The organism is Skermania piniformis (assembly GCF_019285775.1).
In the GTDB taxonomy this organism is placed as follows: domain Bacteria; phylum Actinomycetota; class Actinomycetes; order Mycobacteriales; family Mycobacteriaceae; genus Skermania; species Skermania pinensis.
Window position 1 is genome coordinate 2,132,141 of record NZ_CP079105.1, and the last position, 15,984, is coordinate 2,148,124.

Consider the following 15,984-nt stretch of genomic DNA (forward strand, 5'->3'; position numbering starts at 1 on the left):
GCACAGCGGATCGGCCGCCGCGCGGACCGTTCACGCGGATGTGGGCGTGTCGCCGAACTCTGCGTTGCCGAACTCGGCGCGGATCGCATCGGTGTGTTCGCCCAGACCGGGTACCGAGCCGTTACGCACCGCCCAATCGGTCGCGACCGCCGGTGGTAGCAAGGCAGGGACCGGACCCACCGGAGTGCCCACCTGCCGCCAGCGGCCCCGCTCGGCCAGCTGCGGATGAGTACTCAGGTCCCGGACGGTTCCGAGTCGGGAGTTGCCGATCCCGGCGGCGTCGGCGGCCGCTTGAATCTCGGCCAAGCTGCGTTCCCCGGTCCACTTCGCCACTTCGGCATCGATCGCTTCTCGGTTCGCCGCCGCGCACCGGTCTTCGTTGCGGGCATAGCGCGGCTCGGCGGCAAGATCCGGGCGGTCGATCATCTCGGTGAGCCGCTGCCATTCCCGGTCGTTGGTGGTGCCGAGCACCGCGGTCTGCCCGTCGGCGGTGGGATAGCCGCCGTACGGTGCGCAGGCCGGCGAGCCCATTCCCACCGGCACCTGCTCGGTACCGGTATGGATGACGTAGTTGAGCGCGAAGCCCATCATCTCGGCGGCGACATCCAGCATGGCGATCGGGATAACCGCCCCTTTGCCGGTGCGTTCCCGGTGGAAGAGTGCGGTGAGCACCGCCGAGTAGGCATAGAGCGCGGTGCCGACGTCGGCGAGCGGAATGCCGGACTTGACCGGTTGCCCCGGCAAGCCGGTGATACTGCACGAGCCGCTCTCGGACTGGATGAGCAGGTCGTAGGCCCGCTTGTGATCGATCGGGCCGCCCGTGCCGTACCCGGAGATGTCCACCACGATCAACCGTGGCTGACGCCGGACCAGCTCGTCCGGATGCAGGCCGAGTCGGCCGAGTGCACCGGGCGCAAGGTTGCTGACCAACACATCTGCGTTAGCCAGAATGTTGCTCAAGATCCGCATATCGGATTCCGACTTCAGATTCAGCGCGGCCGATTCCTTGCCGTGATTGAGCCAGGTGAAGTGGGCGGACAGTCCTTCGCCTACGGCCGAGTCGTATCCGCGGATCGAATCACCGTGCCCAGGCGCCTCCACCTTGATCACTCGGGCGCCCAGATCGGCCAGATGCCTCGTACACAGCGGCGCGGATACCGCCTGTTCCAGGCCGACGACCGTGATCCCGGCCAGCGGCCGATCACCATCGGTCGAATAGGTGTCATTCATCGCACAACGCTGCCTCTCGAGTACGTTTCGGGCGACGTCGACGCGGCCGGCTCGACGAGCGTCCGATCCGGATCAGGCGCTCCGCCGTGCCGGCGTCTCGATCGGCTCCGACTCCCGGACGATCGGCTCCACTCCGATCGACTCCACCAGAACCGTGGCCTCGGTCGGGGTGCCGTATGCGGCCAGCACGGCTTCGTGCCGCCGCGGATGGATGTTCGTCTGGGTCACGTCGCCGTGGTAGTGCGATAGCACCCGCGGGTCCATCACCCGTCGCCACAGCGGCGGGACCAGCGCGAGCAACACCATGGTCGCGTAGCCGGCCGGCAACTGTGGCGCCTCGTCCGAGCTGCGCAAAGTCTGATATCGGCGGGCTGGGTTCGCATGATGGTCGCTGTGCCGCTGCAAGTGGAACAGCAGCACGTTGGTCACCAAACGGTCGCTGTTCCAGCTGTGCCGAGGCGCGATCGCTTCCCGATTTCCACCCGGCGTCTGCTGCCGGAGCAGGCCGTAGTGCTCCACGTAGTTGACCGTTTCCAGCATCAGCACCGCGATTGCAGCCTGCAGCAGCAGGTACGGCAGGATCGTGAACCCGAAGACGCCGATCATCACACCGAACAGGACCAGCGACATCGCCCAGGCCTGCAGGTTGTCGTTACGCCAGGACCAGGTCCGAGAGCGCCGCCGAGCCATCCGGTCGGCCTCCAACCGCCACGCCGAACGCAGGCTGCCGAGCACACTGCGCGGCAGGAACTCGTAGAGCACCTCGCCGAACCGGGCGCTGGCCGGATCCTCCGGAGTCGCAACCCGGGCATGGTGGCCCCGATTGTGCTCGACGAAGAAGTGGCCGTAGCAAGTCTGCGCCAAGGCGACCTTGGCCAACCACCGCTCGTGCTTCTCCACCCGATGGCCCAGCTCATGCGCCGCGTTGATACCGACACCGCTGATCACGCCGACCGAGACGCATAGCCCGATCTTGTCCAGCAGGCTCAATGCCGGATCGGCCCACAGGTAGCAGGCAACCACGAATGCCGACAGCAGGATGGGCAGGAAGAGATAGGTGCACCAGCGGTAGTACTTGTCTGCCGACAGCTGTCGGTACACCGAATCCGGCGGATTCTCGCCGTCGTCACCGACCAGCAGATCGATGATCGGAATGATCATGAACACGACGAAAGCGCCGAGCCACCAGAACGCCTTCACCTGCGTGAGGGCAACCAAGGTGGACGGCGCAAGCGCGCTGACCGGCGCAATCAGGCCCAACAGCCAGAGCGGCCGCTTCCGGTCCCGCCATTCGATTTCTCTGTCACCCGAATCCACTTACCGACTCCCGCTCCCCGACCGGATGTCCCGAATCACCACGTCGTCGTTGCACACTCTCAACTGTTCTTCGTCCGCCGGCATCCCCCTAGCAAACACTTGTCGTTGATATGTTTCGCAACATCAGGCCAAGCGTTACACCGAGCGGACTGTGGCAGTAGCGTGTCGGTCCAGGACGGGTCGAATGATAGACCATGGGCCGCACCGGGCGATCGGCTCGGATCGGTCCGGGTCGGTGAGGAGTAGCTGGGGATGGATCGCCGCCGATTTCTGGCATTCGCCAGCGGCGTCTCCGCCGCCGCGCTGGCTGCCGGTAGCCGAACCGCCCCGGCTCGGGCCGAGGGTGCGTGGGCCGGGATGTTCCGCTCGTGGGTGCCGGAGATCTTCGAACCGTTGCCCGATCCGCCGGAACACAGCCGGGCGCTGGTGATCGGTTCCGGTTTCGGCGGTGCGGTGGCGGCGCTGCGGCTGGCTCGGGCCGGGGTTCCGACGACGGTCCTGGAGCGTGGCTCCCGCTGGCCGAACGATCCCTGGCGGGAGATCTTCACCGGTGATGATCTGCCGGACGGCCGCGGTTTCTGGCATCGCACCAGCTTCACCGGCGTCACCAAGATCCCGATGCAGTTCGAGGACTTCGGCGGGGTGCTCGACTGCACGTCCTACCCCAACCTCGATGTCTGGCGGGCCGCAGCGGTCGGCGGCGGCTCGGTGATCTTCACCGGCGCGATGCCGGAGCCACCCCGGCACCTGTTCGAGTCGGTGTTCGGCGGGCTGGTCGGATACGACGAGATGGTGCGCACGTACTACCCGCGGGTGCGCGCCGAACTCCGACTGTCCACGATGCCGCCCGACATCTACGGCTCGACACCGTTCGCGCACTCGCGCGCCTGGGACGACCAGGCTCGTAAGGCCGGCTATGAACCGACCCCCGTCGAATCCATCTTCCGCTGGGATGTGCTGCGGGACGAGCTGGCCGGACGCAGCCGCCCCTCGGCCACCGCGGCCCGGAGCAATCTGGGCAACTCCAACGGCGCCAAGTTCGATCTCAATCAGAACTATCTGGCACAGGCGCAGGCGTCGGGCAACGCCACCGTCTATCCCGGGCATCAGGTCGACTCGATCGGGCACGACGGGAGCCGCTTCGTCGTCGAGCTGCGCAAGCTCGATCCGACCGGTGCGGTGACGGCGCGACGCACCCTCACCGCCGACCGGCTGTTGCTGGCCGCGGGCTCGGTCGGCAGCACCGAACTGTTGGTCCGGGCCAAGGCGGCCGGATCGCTGCCGCATCTGAACGAGCACGTCGGCCAGGGCTGGGGCACCAACGGCGACGTGGTACTCGCGCGTGGAATGTCCGCCCTGGCCGGCACCGGCCAGGGAGTTCCCTGCGCCAGCATGATTCACGACGAGTCCGGTCCACCCACCACCCTGGAGAGTTGGTACATCCCGGGCATCCCGATCGAGACCGGCGCCTTGGCCTCCCTCGGGATGGTGCTCGACCCGACCCGGGGCAGCTTCCACGCCGGTCCGGATGGGAAGGTCACGCTGAACTGGCCGGCGGACGGCAATGCCCGCGCGCTGGCGGCGGCGCGGGCGGTGAATCACAAGATCGCCGCAGCGGCCAACGCGTTGGTCGAGTACGACGCGATCGGCTACGCCGCGAACGCCAACTTCACCGCGCACCCACTCGGCGGTGCCGTGCTCGGCGCGGCGACCGACGGCTACGGTCGGGTGCACGGGCATCCGGGTCTCTACGTCGTCGACGGCGCGATGATCCCGGGGAGTACGGCGACGGTGAACCCGTCGATGACCATTGCCGCACTTGCCGAACGGGCGATGGACCAGTTCGTCGACGAGATCCGTTAGACGGAGCCACCATGTCTGCTTCGGTAAGCGTGCCCGCCCTCCCCCCGGTGCCGACCGGGCTGTGGCTCGGCGGCGACCAGGTGCATCCCGGCCCGGTGTTCGGCGTGCGCAACCCGGCGACCGGGGACGTGCTCATCGAGATCGCCGACGCGACGCCGGCCGACGGTGCCACGGCGCTGGCCGACGCGGTCACCGCACAACCGGGCTGGGCCGCGACCGCGCCGCGGGAACGCGCCGAGTTGCTGCGCCGGGCGTGGGAGCTGGTGATCGCCCGCCGGGACGAGTTCGCGCTGGTGATGACCCTGGAGATGGGTAAGCCGCTGGCCGAGAGCCGGGGTGAGGTCGACTACGGTGGCGAGTTCCTCCGCTGGTTCGCCGAGGAAGCAGTCCGAATCGGTGGCCGCTATACCCGGTCGCCGTCCGGGACCGGACGGATCCTGGTCACCGAGCAACCGGTCGGACCGACCCTGGGGATCACCCCGTGGAATTTTCCGCTGGCGATGGGCACGCGCAAGATCGGCCCGGCACTCGCTGCCGGCTGCACCATGCTCATCAAGCCGGCCGCCGAGACGCCACTGACCATGTTGCTGCTGGGGCAGGTGTTTGCCGACGCCGGGCTGCCGCCGGGAGTGCTGTCGATCCTGCCGACCACGAACGCGGCTGCGCTCACCACCCCATTGCTGACCGATCCCCGACTGCGCAAGCTCACCTTCACCGGTTCCACCGCGGTCGGCAAGTTGCTGCTGCGGCAGGCCGCCGAACGGGTGCTGCGCACGTCGATGGAACTGGGCGGCAACGCACCGTTCGTGGTGTTCGCCGACGCCGACGTCGACGCCGCCGTGACCGGCGCGCTCCAGGCCAAGATGCGCAACACCGGCGAGGCATGTACTGCCGCCAACCGATTCCATGTCGCCGATCAGGTTCGCGCGGAATTCACCGCCGGCCTGACCGAGCGGATGAGCGAGCTGACCGTCGGCCCCGGCTACGCGCCCGACGTCCAGGTCGGGCCGCTCATCACCGACCGGCAGCGCACTACCGTCGCCGAGCTGGTGCAGGACGCGCTCGATCGGGGCGCGCGGGTCACCACCGGCGGAAACGCTCTACCCGGCCCCGGTTGGTTCTTCGAACCGACCGTACTGGCCGACGTGCCGGCCGACGCCCGCATCCTGCGTGAAGAGGTGTTCGGTCCGGTTGCCGCGATCGCCGGGTTCAGCGGCGAGGCCGCCGGGGTGGCAGCGGCGAACGACACCGAGTTCGGCTTGGCCGCCTACTTCTACACCCGCGACCTGGACCGGGCGCTGCGGGTGTCCGAGGCGCTCGAAGCGGGCATGGTCGGGGTCAATCGAGGCGTCGTCTCCGATGTCGCCGCACCGTTCGGCGGAGTCAAGGAGTCCGGCCTCGGCCGCGAGGCCGGGACCGAAGGAATCGCCGAGTACCTCGAACCGAAATACATCGCGCTGCCGTGAGCGCAAGCCCGGCTACCGGCCGGTAACCAGGGCGGCGAGTGCGCTTTCGAGAGCGCTTGCCGCACAACGTTACTCGCCGGTAGCCGCGACTCGCCGGAGCGCAGCCGGATTTCTTTCGATATCTGGATCGCATTGCCCGACAATGCGATCAGCGAAGATAACGATCCGATAGCGGGATTTGCGGCACGGTGGAGTTTGGACTGTGACGCTCGCGTGCTGCAGTCTGGAGCGCGCCGCGCACCCGGACGCGACAGCTGGTACCCACGACGGACGATGTGAGGGACATGTTCAAACGGATTGCAGTGGTCAACCGTGGTGAAGCAGCCGTGCGCCTGATCCGCGCGGTCCGCGAACTCGAGGCGGAGTACGGGGCGACGGGCAACCCGGCGAGTCCGGGCCTGGTCACCATCGCACTGCACACCGAGGCCGAGAGCCGGGCGATGTTCGTCCGCCAGGCCGACGAGTCGGTGACCTTGCGGCCGTCCGCGACCGCGGCGAGTCCGTATCTGGATCACGCCGAGCTCGCCCGCGCGCTCCGCGTGGCTCGGGCCGACGCGGTGTGGGTCGGCTGGGGCTTCGTCGCGGAGGATCCGGCGTTCGCCAAGATGTGCGCCGATCTCGGGATCACCTTCATCGGCCCGTCCGCCGACGCGATGCGGCTGCTCGGTGACAAGGTCGAGGCCAAGCTGCTCGCGGAGAAGGTCGGCGTGCCGGTCGCGCCCTGGTCCGGCGGACCGGTATCCACGCGGGCGGACGCCCGTCGCCATGCGCAGGCGATCGGCTACCCCCTGATCATCAAGGCCCGCAGCGGTGGCGGCGGCCGCGGCATCCGCAAGGTCTACGCCGAAGACGAGTTGGAGCTGGCCCTGGAACGCACCCAGGGCGAGGCGCAGCGGTCCTTCGGCGACCCGGTGGTATTCATCGAGCGGCTGGTCACCGACGCCCGGCACGTCGAAGTTCAGATCATCGCCGACAGTCATGGAAACGTATGGGCACCCGGGGTGCGCGACTGCTCGATCCAGCGCAAGAACCAGAAGGTGATCGAGGAGTCGTCCTCGCCGGTGATGACCAAGGAGCAGGCCGATCACCTGCGTACGGTGTCCGCCCAGCTGGTCCGCGCCGCCGGATATTGCGGCGCGGCCACCGTCGAGTACCTCTATCAGCCCGAGCAGCAGATTTTCACCTTCCTGGAGGTGAACACCCGACTCCAGGTCGAGCACCCGATCACCGAGGCCACCACCGGGTTGGACCTGGTCAAGCTGCAGATCCACGTGGCATCCGGCGGCCGGCTGACCGGTGACTGCCCGGCCGAATTCGGCCATGCGGTCGAGGCCCGACTCAACGCCGAGGACGCCGACAACGGGTTCGCACCCGCGCCGGGCACGGTGTCGTTGCTGAAGTTCCCGCTCGGTTCCGGTCTGCGGGTGGACACCGGCATCGCGCAAGGTGACGTGATCCCGCCCGATTACGACTCGATGGTCGCCAAGATCATCGCTTGGGGACGAGATCGCAGCGAGGCGCTCGCTCGGCTCCGCACCGCCCTCCGCGAGACCACCGTGGTGCTCGACGGCGGCACCACGACCAAGTCCTTCCTGCTCGATCTGCTCGACCGCCCCGAGCTGATCGACGGCTCGGCCGACACCGGCTGGCTGGACCGCACCGGCGCCGGAACGGCCACGGGCCCGTCCCCGGTGGCCGACATCGCCCTGGTCGCCGCGGCGATCGCGAGTTACGACACCGAGGAGGCACGCGAGCGCGCCGCGTTCCTGGCCTCGGCGCGGGGTGGTCGGCCACGGGCCAGCCATGTGGTCGGCCGTACGGTCGAGCTCGGCTATCAGGGGCACGCCTACGAGCTCGGGGTCGGCCAGACCGGGCCGCGCCGGTACCGGGTGGAGACCGAAGATGGGGACTACCGGGTCGAGGTGGACCGACTCAGCGACTACGAGAGCCGGCTGGTCGTGGCCGGTCGGCGGTATCACGTCGTCACGGTCCCCGGGCCGGCCGGCTACCTGGTCGAAGTGGCCGGCGTCTCGCACCAGATCAGTCAGGACGAGGGTGGCGTGGTCCGGGCACCGGCACCGGCCGTCGTGGTCGCCGTTCCGGTCGCGCCGGGTGACGAAGTCGAGGTCGGCCAGACGCTGGTCGTGCTCGAGGCGATGAAGATGGAGACCGCGGTTCGGGCGGCCTACCCGGGCCGGGTCCGGGAAGTGCTCGCGGTGGTCAATTCGCAGATCGACGCCGGTGCGCCGTTGCTGCGGGTCGATCAGATCGGCGAAGCCGCGGCCACGACCGCCGTGCCCCGGGTGCAGTTCGACACGGTCGACGTGGCCGACCAGGAAAGCGACGCGGTCACCGAGGCCACCGCCCGGCTGCGCGCGATGCGCGCGATGATCAGCGGGTACGACGTCAGCGGGGTTCGCGGGCGGGCGCTGATGGCCGGCTACATCGCGCTGCGGGACGAGCTGCCGCCGCGCGAGCAGAGCATCGCGGCCGCCGAACTGGAGCTGCTGGCGACCTTCGCCGATATCTGCGAGCTGTCGCGGAACCGGCCCGGCCTGGCCGAGCTGGACGCGGAAGCCGTGCACAGCCCCCGCGAACACTTCCACGCCTATCTGCAATCGCTCGACGTCGACGTGCAGGCACTGCCGGCGAAGTTCCAGGACAAGCTGGCTCGCGCGCTGCAGCACTACGATGTCCGGAGCCTGGAACGCTCGGCCGAGCTGGAAGAGGCCGTCTACCGCGTTTTCCTGGCGCAGCAACGCACCGAGAACGGTGTCCCGGTGATCGCCGGACTGCTCGAGCGCTGGTTGTCCGACGATGCCGCCGCGCCCCGCCCCACCCCCGACGTCTCGGAGGTACTGGATCGGCTGATCGACGCGACCCAGCTGCGGCACCCGCTGATCGGTGACATCGCCCGCTCGGTGCGGTTCACCTACTTCGACGAGCCGGTCATCCGCTCGGTCCGGGAGCGGACCTTCGATCAGGTCCGCGGCAGTCTGCAGTACCTGGCCGAACGCCCGGCCGCGCGAGACCTCGCGACTCGGATCGACGAGCTGGTCAACGCGCCGGAACCCCTGATCGGCATGCTGGCCGAACGGATCGACCAGCCCGGCGCCCTGCTCGAGGTGGTGACTCGGCAGTACTACCGGATCCACACCCTCGACGACGTGAAGTCGTTCGATCGGGATTCTCGTGATGTCGTCACCGGCACGTTCGAGCTGGCCGGCGATCGGATCCACCTCGTCTCCACCACCGGAACCGCCGCCGAGCTGCCCGGCACGTTGCGCGCGATCGACGACGTGGCCGGCGCGGCTCCGGAGAATGTCGCGGTCGACCTGTATCTGAGCTGGCCGGATGCGCCGGAGGACGGCGACGAACTGGCCGATGCGTTGCGTGCTCGACTGGCCGAACACCCGAACAGCCGGGTCTGGCGCCGGGTCACCACCACGGTGATCGGGCCGGACGGGATGCGTCAGGTGACGTTGCGTCGAGCCCCGGAGGATACCGCGCACGGACTGGTCGAGGATCGGATCATCCGCGGCATGCATCCGTTGACCGCACAACGGCTGGACATGTGGCGGCTCAAGCACTTCGACGGCACTCCCCTGCCGTCCCCGGCCGATACCTATCTGTTCCACCTGGTAGCCCGGGACAACCCGGCCGACGAGCGGTTGATCGCATACGCCGAGGTACGGGCCGAGGCGGTGCAACGCGACGACGCGGGCAACGTGATCGCCGTGCCGGCGATCGAGCGCGCCGTCTCCGCCTGCATGAACGGGATTCGCCGAGCCCAGGCCGAGCGCCGCACCCCGCGATACGACAACAACCGGGTGGTGCTGTACATCTGGCCGTTGATCGACCTGCCGCTGGCGTCACTGCCGTCGATCGCGCAGCACATCGCACCGATCACCGCCGGTGCCAACCTGGAGGAAGTCGCGCTGCACGCGCGGCTGCGGGAACGGCCGAACGAGCCGGTGCGCGACGTCGCGCTGCGCTTCTCCTTCCGCTCCGGCGCCGGCCTCACGATCGCCGTCACCGAGCAGCCCAACGAACCGCTGCGCCCGCTGGACGAGTACACCCAGAAGGTGCAGCGGGCCCGGACGCGCAACACCGTCTACCCGTACGAGCTGATCCCGCTGCTGACCGGCGACGACGGCAGCTTCGTCGAGCACGACCTGGTCGGTACCGGCGCGGCTGCCGAGCTCGTTCCGATCGACCGCCCCTACGGACGGAACTCGGCCGGCCTGATCGTGGGGCTCGTCACCACCCCGACCGAGCTGTACCCGGAGGGGATGACCAGGGTCGCGATGTTCGGCGACCCGACCAAGGCGCTGGGCACGGTGGCCGAAGCCGAGTGCGCTCGGATCGTGGCGGCGATCGACCTGGCCGAGCAGATGCGGGTGCCGGTCGAGTGGTTCACCCTGTCCTCCGGTGCCACCATCTCGATGGAGAGCGGCACCGAGAACATGGACTGGGTGTCGCGGGCCCTGCGCCGGATCATCACCTTCACCCAGGCCGGCGGCGAGATCAACATCGTGGTGACCGGGATCAACGTCGGTGCTCAGCCGTACTGGAACGCCGAAGCGACGATGCTGTCGCACACGAAGGGCATCCTGGTGATGACTCCCGACAGTGCGATGGTGCTCACCGGCAAGCAGTCGTTGGACTACTCGGGCGGGGTGTCGGCCGAGGACAACTTCGGCATCGGCGGCTACGACCGCGTGATGGGCCCGAACGGTGAGGCGCAGTACTGGGCACCGGACCTGACCGCCGCCTGCGACGTCCTGTTCGCCCATTACCGGCACGCCTATGTCATGCCGGGGGAACGCTTCCCACGGCGGGCGGCGACCACCGACCCGGTCGAGCGGGATGTCCGGTCGTTCCCGCACGTGCACCCCGGCAGCGATTTCACCACGGTCGGCGATGTGTTCTCCGCCGAGCGCAACGCGGAGCGCAAGAAGCCGTTCGATATCCGGACGGTGATGCGCGCGGTGGTCGATCAGGACCATGCGGTGCTCGAGCGCTGGGCCGATATGGCCGGGGCGGACACCTCGGTGGTGTTCGACGCGCACCTGGCCGGCTATCCGGTCACGGTGATCGGGATCGAATCGCGCACGGTGAGCCGGAAGGGCTGGTTCCCGACCGACGGACCGGATACCTGGACCTCCGGGACGCTGTTTCCGCAGTCGTCGAAGAAGACCGCCCGGGCGATCAACGCAGCCAGCGGAAATCGCCCGCTGGTGGTGCTGGCAAATCTGTCCGGCTTCGACGGCTCGCCGGAGTCGCTGCGCAACATCCAGCTGGAGTACGGCGCCGAGATCGGCCGGGCGATCGTCAACTTCGACGGCCCGATCGTCTTCTGCGTGATCTCCCGGTACCACGGTGGAGCGTTCGTGGTGTTCTCCGGCGCGCTAAACGACAACATGGAGGTGCTCGCCGTCGAAGGCTCGTTCGCCTCGGTGATCGGCGGTGCGCCGGCGGCCGCGGTGGTCTTCTCCCGCGAGGTGAACAACCGCACCGCAGCCGACCCGGCGGTGCGCGGCCTGGAGGAGCAGCTGGCCCGGGCCCGCACCGACGCGACACGGGCGCAGCTGCGCAGTGAGTTGGCCAAGACGCGGGCCGCGGTCCGGTCGGACAAGCTCGGCGAGGTAGCGCAGGAGTTCGAGGCGATCCACAACATCGAGCGCGCTCGCGAGGTCGGCTCGGTAAACCACATCATTCCGGCGGCCGAGCTGCGGCCACAGCTGGTGGCAGCGGTCGAGCGGGGCATGGCGCGCGCGGTCGGGTAGCAGCAGACGGGCGCGACTACGCGCCCGGACTGTTCGTTTCCGCCCCCCACACCCCGGCCAGCCAGAGTCGGCGGACGGCGGTCAGTCGCCGCTCGTCGTAGTCCGGCCGGGGTCGGCGGGTCTCGTCCAGCAGCGCCCAGATCGTCGCCCCGACCAGGCTGTCCACCAGTGCGGGGAGATCGGCGGAGACCGGCCGGACTCCTTCCGCGGCATCCACTCGTTCGACGAATCGGGTCAGGCGCAGCGTGAGGTCGTCGACGAACCGGTCCCAGGCCGTGGTCAGCCCCGGATCGGTGGACTGCGCGCACACGGCGAGCAGCCGCGCGTGTCGGCGCCACACCACGACGGCGTCGTTGATCATCCGGTCGCTGAACTCCGCCGGCGGCACCGCGAAGTCGTACTCGTCCAGCGCGGCCGTCGACTCCTCCAGGTCCTGCCACACCTGCTGCAACGCCGCCGCGGCCACCGTGTATTTGGAATCGAAATAGAAGTAGAAGGCCGGCCGGGTGACCCCGGCGTGCTCCGCGATCCGAGCGACCGACAGATCAGCGATCGGCACGGTCTGCAACAGCTCGGCCACCGCGTCCATGATCACCGCGCGCTGCTGGTCGCCCCGGCTGACCGGTCGCCGGTCCCCGGATGACCGTCCTGGCCGATCCGTCGTCTTCGCCGCCATCCACTGAGCCTATCGATCTATTGACACCCTGTCAGCCCAGCTGACATGCTGTCAGAACCTGACGCAGTGTCAGGTTGCTGGTCGAGACAGTGAGGCCGACGACATGCACATGCACACCGAGCACCCGGGGCTGAATGGCGCTACCTGGACGCTGTTCGCGCTGCTCCTCGGTTGCGCGCTGATCAGCCTGATCCGGGCCGCCGCTCCCGGCGGCGGTGACCGAGACGGCGATATCGCCCATCTGGCGATGAACCTGGTGATGGCAGCGATGCTGCTGGATCACCGGATGGTCGGCGTGCAGTGGTGGTCGGCCGCGACGGTGCTGATCGCGGCCGGTTGTGTGGCACGGCTGGTTCGCCGGCCGGACCCGAGCCACGCGGCGTCGACGTTCTGGGCGGTGTGCATGGTCGCCGCCACTGTCGTCGCAGTGACCGATACCGCCGTGACCGATACCGCGGGCGGTCTCCGTACGGCATTGACGCTGATCGTCGTGGTCGATCTGGTGGTGACCACCGCTCTGCTGGCGGTCGGCGATCGCGTGCCGGTAGCGGTGACGATCGGTGGCGGGGCGGCCCCCACCCGCGCTGACCGGCTGGGCCTGATCCCCCATGTCGGGATGAGCATCGGGATGCTCGCCATGCTGGCCGGCGGGTGAGCGATGGGTTGCTGTATCGCCGCCGCCTACCTGATCGCCCTCCTCCGCCGAGCTTTCCACCGCGTCACCGGCGCAACGGAATCGCCGGCCGACTTTCCGCCGCCCGCCACCCGACCCGCACCCGTCCGGAGCACATGATGACCCCCTCCCCCGAAACTCGTTTCCCGGCAAAGCCGTCCGGCGAGCACGAAACCTCCGATATCCAGATCGGGTTGCCGAGACCCCGCCGCACCGGACCGGTCGCCGCGCGCAAGGTACGACGCACCCTGACCACCTGGCTGGCGCTGTGGTCGACCGGTCCGGCCGCGGTACTCGCGTCCGCACCGACCGGCATAACCGCAGTCGCGCTGAGTCTGGCCAACCCCGGCGGCGGACTCTGGTATACCGGCCATCCGATCCTCGCGGTGCTCGGGCTCGCCGGGTTCGTCGTCGCGGTATTCGCTTGGTGGGCAGCCGGACCGGCGCTGGCACCGATTCTGGTCTGGGCCGGTCTGGCGGTGTTGCCGCTCGTCATCGGCACCCCGTCGACCTCGACCGCCGGAACGGTGATCGCGCTGACCGGTCCGCCGATCCTCCTGCTCGTGGCGGCCCTGTCGCAGGAATGGCGTTTTCGCGGCCAGGCGCGCCGCGGTGCCGACCTCGCCGACCGGTTGGCTCGCGAGCGCTTCACCATCACCGGCACGCCGGCCGGCCGCTCCCCCGTCACCGAATCGTCGCCCGAAGATCTGGCCGCGCTGCGTTACGCGCTCGACCTGGCGCTGCAACCGGTCGACGAGTTCGCCGGGTTCACCCGGATCGACCAGTTTCGCGAGTCGGCACTGCGCTACCAGCTGAACTCGTTGGGCTATGCCCTGGCCACCGCCCAGTTCACCCGAACCCCGGCGTTCACCGGCTATCTCGCCGAGGCGCAACGCAACGCCATCGCGAAGATGTTGGACCGGAGGGTATTCGGTTACTGGGCGGTCGAGAACCTCTGGGGCAATCTGCGCTGGAACCCCGATCCGGTACTGCGCGAGAACATCATGCTCACCGGATTTCTCGGGGTGCAGGCCGGCATGTACGCGACGCTCAACGACGATCGGTTCGCCGAGCCGGGCGCGTTGACCTTCCGATACGACGACCGGCACGTCTACCCGAACAGCTTCTCCACGCTTGCCGAATCGATCCACCGCAACCTGCTCGGTTCCGACTTCACCCTCTTCCCGTGTAAACCGAACTGGATCTACTCAGTCTGCAACACGTTCGGGCTGAACACGCTGATCAGCCATGACCGACTGTGCGGCACGGAGCTCACCGGGGACGTGCTGGACCGGCTTCGGCACGCCTACGAGACCGAGTTCCTCCGCCCCGACGGCCGGATCATCGGCGTGCGGGCCCAACGACTCGGCCTGTCGTGGAACCTGTGGGCCGGTCCGGTGATCGGGTTGACCTCGGCGTTCTGGCTACACGCCGGCCTGCCCGACTTGGCCCAACGCGCATGGTGGATCGTGCGTGACCAGGAGATCCGGCTCGACGGCGATCGATGCGTGCTCCCGGTGCGCGCGTCCAGCCGATTGGACCCGGGCAACTACCGCCTCGGCAGCACCGCCTACGGGCTGAACATGGTGGCGATGACCGCCCGGGAACTCGGCGACGACGAGTACGCCCGGGCTGCCACCGCCGGACTCGAGGAGCACGGGGACCCGGTGCAGCGCGACGGCGTGCGGCGCTACGCGGGGTTGTCCGGACTCGGCAACCTGTACGCCCTGCAGCATCGCTTCAACCGCCGCAGCGGGTTACGCGACCTGATCACCTACGGCGGGCCGGCGGCGTGGCAACGCGGTCCGGTACTCGGCGCGGCCGCCTACCCCGACGTGCTGGTAGCGCGGGCGGAAACCGACGGTGCCGCCCTGCATCTGGTGCTCCGCCCGGGAGCCGGTCCGGTTCGGACCACGCTCGGCATCGAGCGGCTACGACCGAACCGCGAATACGCGGTCACCGGCGCCACCACCGACCGGATCACCGCCTCCGACACCGGCGCCGCGATCGTCGAGCTGGACCTCGGTGACCGGCGGGAGCTCTCGATCACCCCACGCTGACCCGCCCTCATGGAGCGGATCATCCGGCTCATCAGCGCGGGCGCTTCGGTCGCTTGTCCATCAACCGCAGGATCAGCGGGGTGAAGATGAGCTGCATCGCCAGGTGCATCTTGCCGCCGGGCACCACGATGCTGTTGGTCCGGGACATGAACGAGTCGTGCAGCATCGACAGCAGATACGGGAAGTCGATCTCCTTGGGATCGGCGAACCGAATGATCACGAAACTCTCGTCCGCGGTGGGAATCGTCCTGGCGGTGAACGGATTCGAGGTATCCACGGTCGGCACCCGTTGGAAGTTGATGTAGGTGCGGGAGAACTGTGGGCAGATGTACTGCACATAGTCCGGCATCCGGCGCAGGATCGTGTCGATGATCGCCTCGTCGGAGTAGCCGCGTTCGGTCTTGTCCCGGAAGATCTTCTGCGTCCATTCCAGATTGACGATCGGCACCACCCCGACCAGCAGATCGACGTGCCGCGCGACATCGACGGTGTCGGTCACCGCGCCACCGTGCAAGCCCTCGTAGAACAGCAGATCGCTACCGGGTTTCAGGTCTTCCCAAGGGGTGAAGGTACCGGCCGGGAGCCCGTGCGGCTTGGCCTCGTCGTCGTTGTGCAGATACTTGCGGACCGAACCGACGCCGGATTCGCCGTAGTCGCGGAACAGGGCCGCCAGTTCGGTGAGCAGGTTGGCCTCTGCGCCGAAATGCGACAGGGTGTGTCCCGTTGCGTCGGCGTCGGCGAGCGCCGCCCGCATCTGCTCGCGGTCGTAGCGGTGGAACGAATCGCCCTCGACGATGGCCGGTTCGATTCCCTCGCGGTGGAAAATCTCCTGGAACGTCCGGGTCACCGAGGTGGTACCGGCACCGGACGAACCGGTGACCGCGACGACCGGGTGTTTGACCGACATATC

At 68.5% G+C, this 15,984-nt stretch carries 9 protein-coding genes; 5 read left to right on the forward strand and 4 right to left on the reverse strand.

Translation table 11 applies throughout. The annotated features are described in order from the left end of the window. Positions 1 to 30 precede the first annotated feature (30 nt). Both KV203_RS09940 and KV203_RS09945 read right to left on the reverse strand, forming a co-directional pair. Positions 31 to 1,230 (reverse strand): CaiB/BaiF CoA transferase family protein, encoded by a 1,200-nt coding sequence (locus tag KV203_RS09940; RefSeq protein ID WP_066469917.1) that lies wholly within the window; start codon positions 1,228 to 1,230, stop codon positions 31 to 33. 72 nt (positions 1,231 to 1,302) lie between these two features. After that, positions 1,303 to 2,547: an alkane 1-monooxygenase gene (locus tag KV203_RS09945; protein ID WP_246600104.1), complete on the reverse strand. Its 1,245-nt coding sequence runs from the start codon at positions 2,545 to 2,547 to the stop codon at positions 1,303 to 1,305. 252 nt (positions 2,548 to 2,799) lie between these two features. Between KV203_RS09945 and KV203_RS09950 the strand changes: the two genes are divergently transcribed. From KV203_RS09950 to KV203_RS09960, 3 genes are all read left to right on the forward strand, one after another. After that, complete coding sequence (locus tag KV203_RS09950) at positions 2,800 to 4,410, forward strand: GMC oxidoreductase (protein WP_066469915.1); 1,611 nt, start codon at positions 2,800 to 2,802, stop codon at positions 4,408 to 4,410. A gap of 11 nt (positions 4,411 to 4,421) precedes the next feature. Next, positions 4,422 to 5,876, forward strand: a complete 1,455-nt coding sequence (locus KV203_RS09955; protein ID WP_066469913.1) for an NAD-dependent succinate-semialdehyde dehydrogenase — start codon at positions 4,422 to 4,424, stop codon at positions 5,874 to 5,876. Between the two features lie 284 nt (positions 5,877 to 6,160). Continuing rightward, a complete protein-coding gene (locus tag KV203_RS09960; RefSeq protein ID WP_066469910.1) occupies positions 6,161 to 11,665 on the forward strand; it encodes an ATP-binding protein in 5,505 nt (1,834 codons plus the stop codon). Positions 11,666 to 11,681: 16 nt separating this feature from the next. Here the strand turns inward: KV203_RS09960 and KV203_RS09965 are convergent, their stop codons facing one another. Beyond that, positions 11,682 to 12,341, reverse strand: coding sequence for a TetR/AcrR family transcriptional regulator (locus tag KV203_RS09965; protein ID WP_066469901.1), 660 nt, complete (start codon positions 12,339 to 12,341; stop codon positions 11,682 to 11,684). Positions 12,342 to 12,450: 109 nt separating this feature from the next. Between KV203_RS09965 and KV203_RS09970 the strand changes: the two genes are divergently transcribed. Both KV203_RS09970 and KV203_RS09975 read left to right on the forward strand, forming a co-directional pair. Further along, on the forward strand, positions 12,451 to 12,996 hold the full coding sequence (locus KV203_RS09970) for a DUF5134 domain-containing protein (protein WP_169797496.1): 546 nt from the start codon (positions 12,451 to 12,453) through the stop codon (positions 12,994 to 12,996). A 137-nt stretch (positions 12,997 to 13,133) separates the two neighbouring features. Then, entirely contained in the window at positions 13,134 to 15,074 is a 1,941-nt protein-coding gene (locus KV203_RS09975; RefSeq protein ID WP_157079784.1) for a linalool dehydratase/isomerase domain-containing protein, read from the forward strand. A gap of 31 nt (positions 15,075 to 15,105) precedes the next feature. Here KV203_RS09975 and KV203_RS09980 read toward each other — a convergent pair whose 3' ends face one another. After that, entirely contained in the window at positions 15,106 to 15,981 is an 876-nt protein-coding gene (locus tag KV203_RS09980; protein ID WP_066469893.1) for a phosphoribulokinase, read from the reverse strand. Between the last annotated feature and the right edge of the window lie 3 nt (positions 15,982 to 15,984).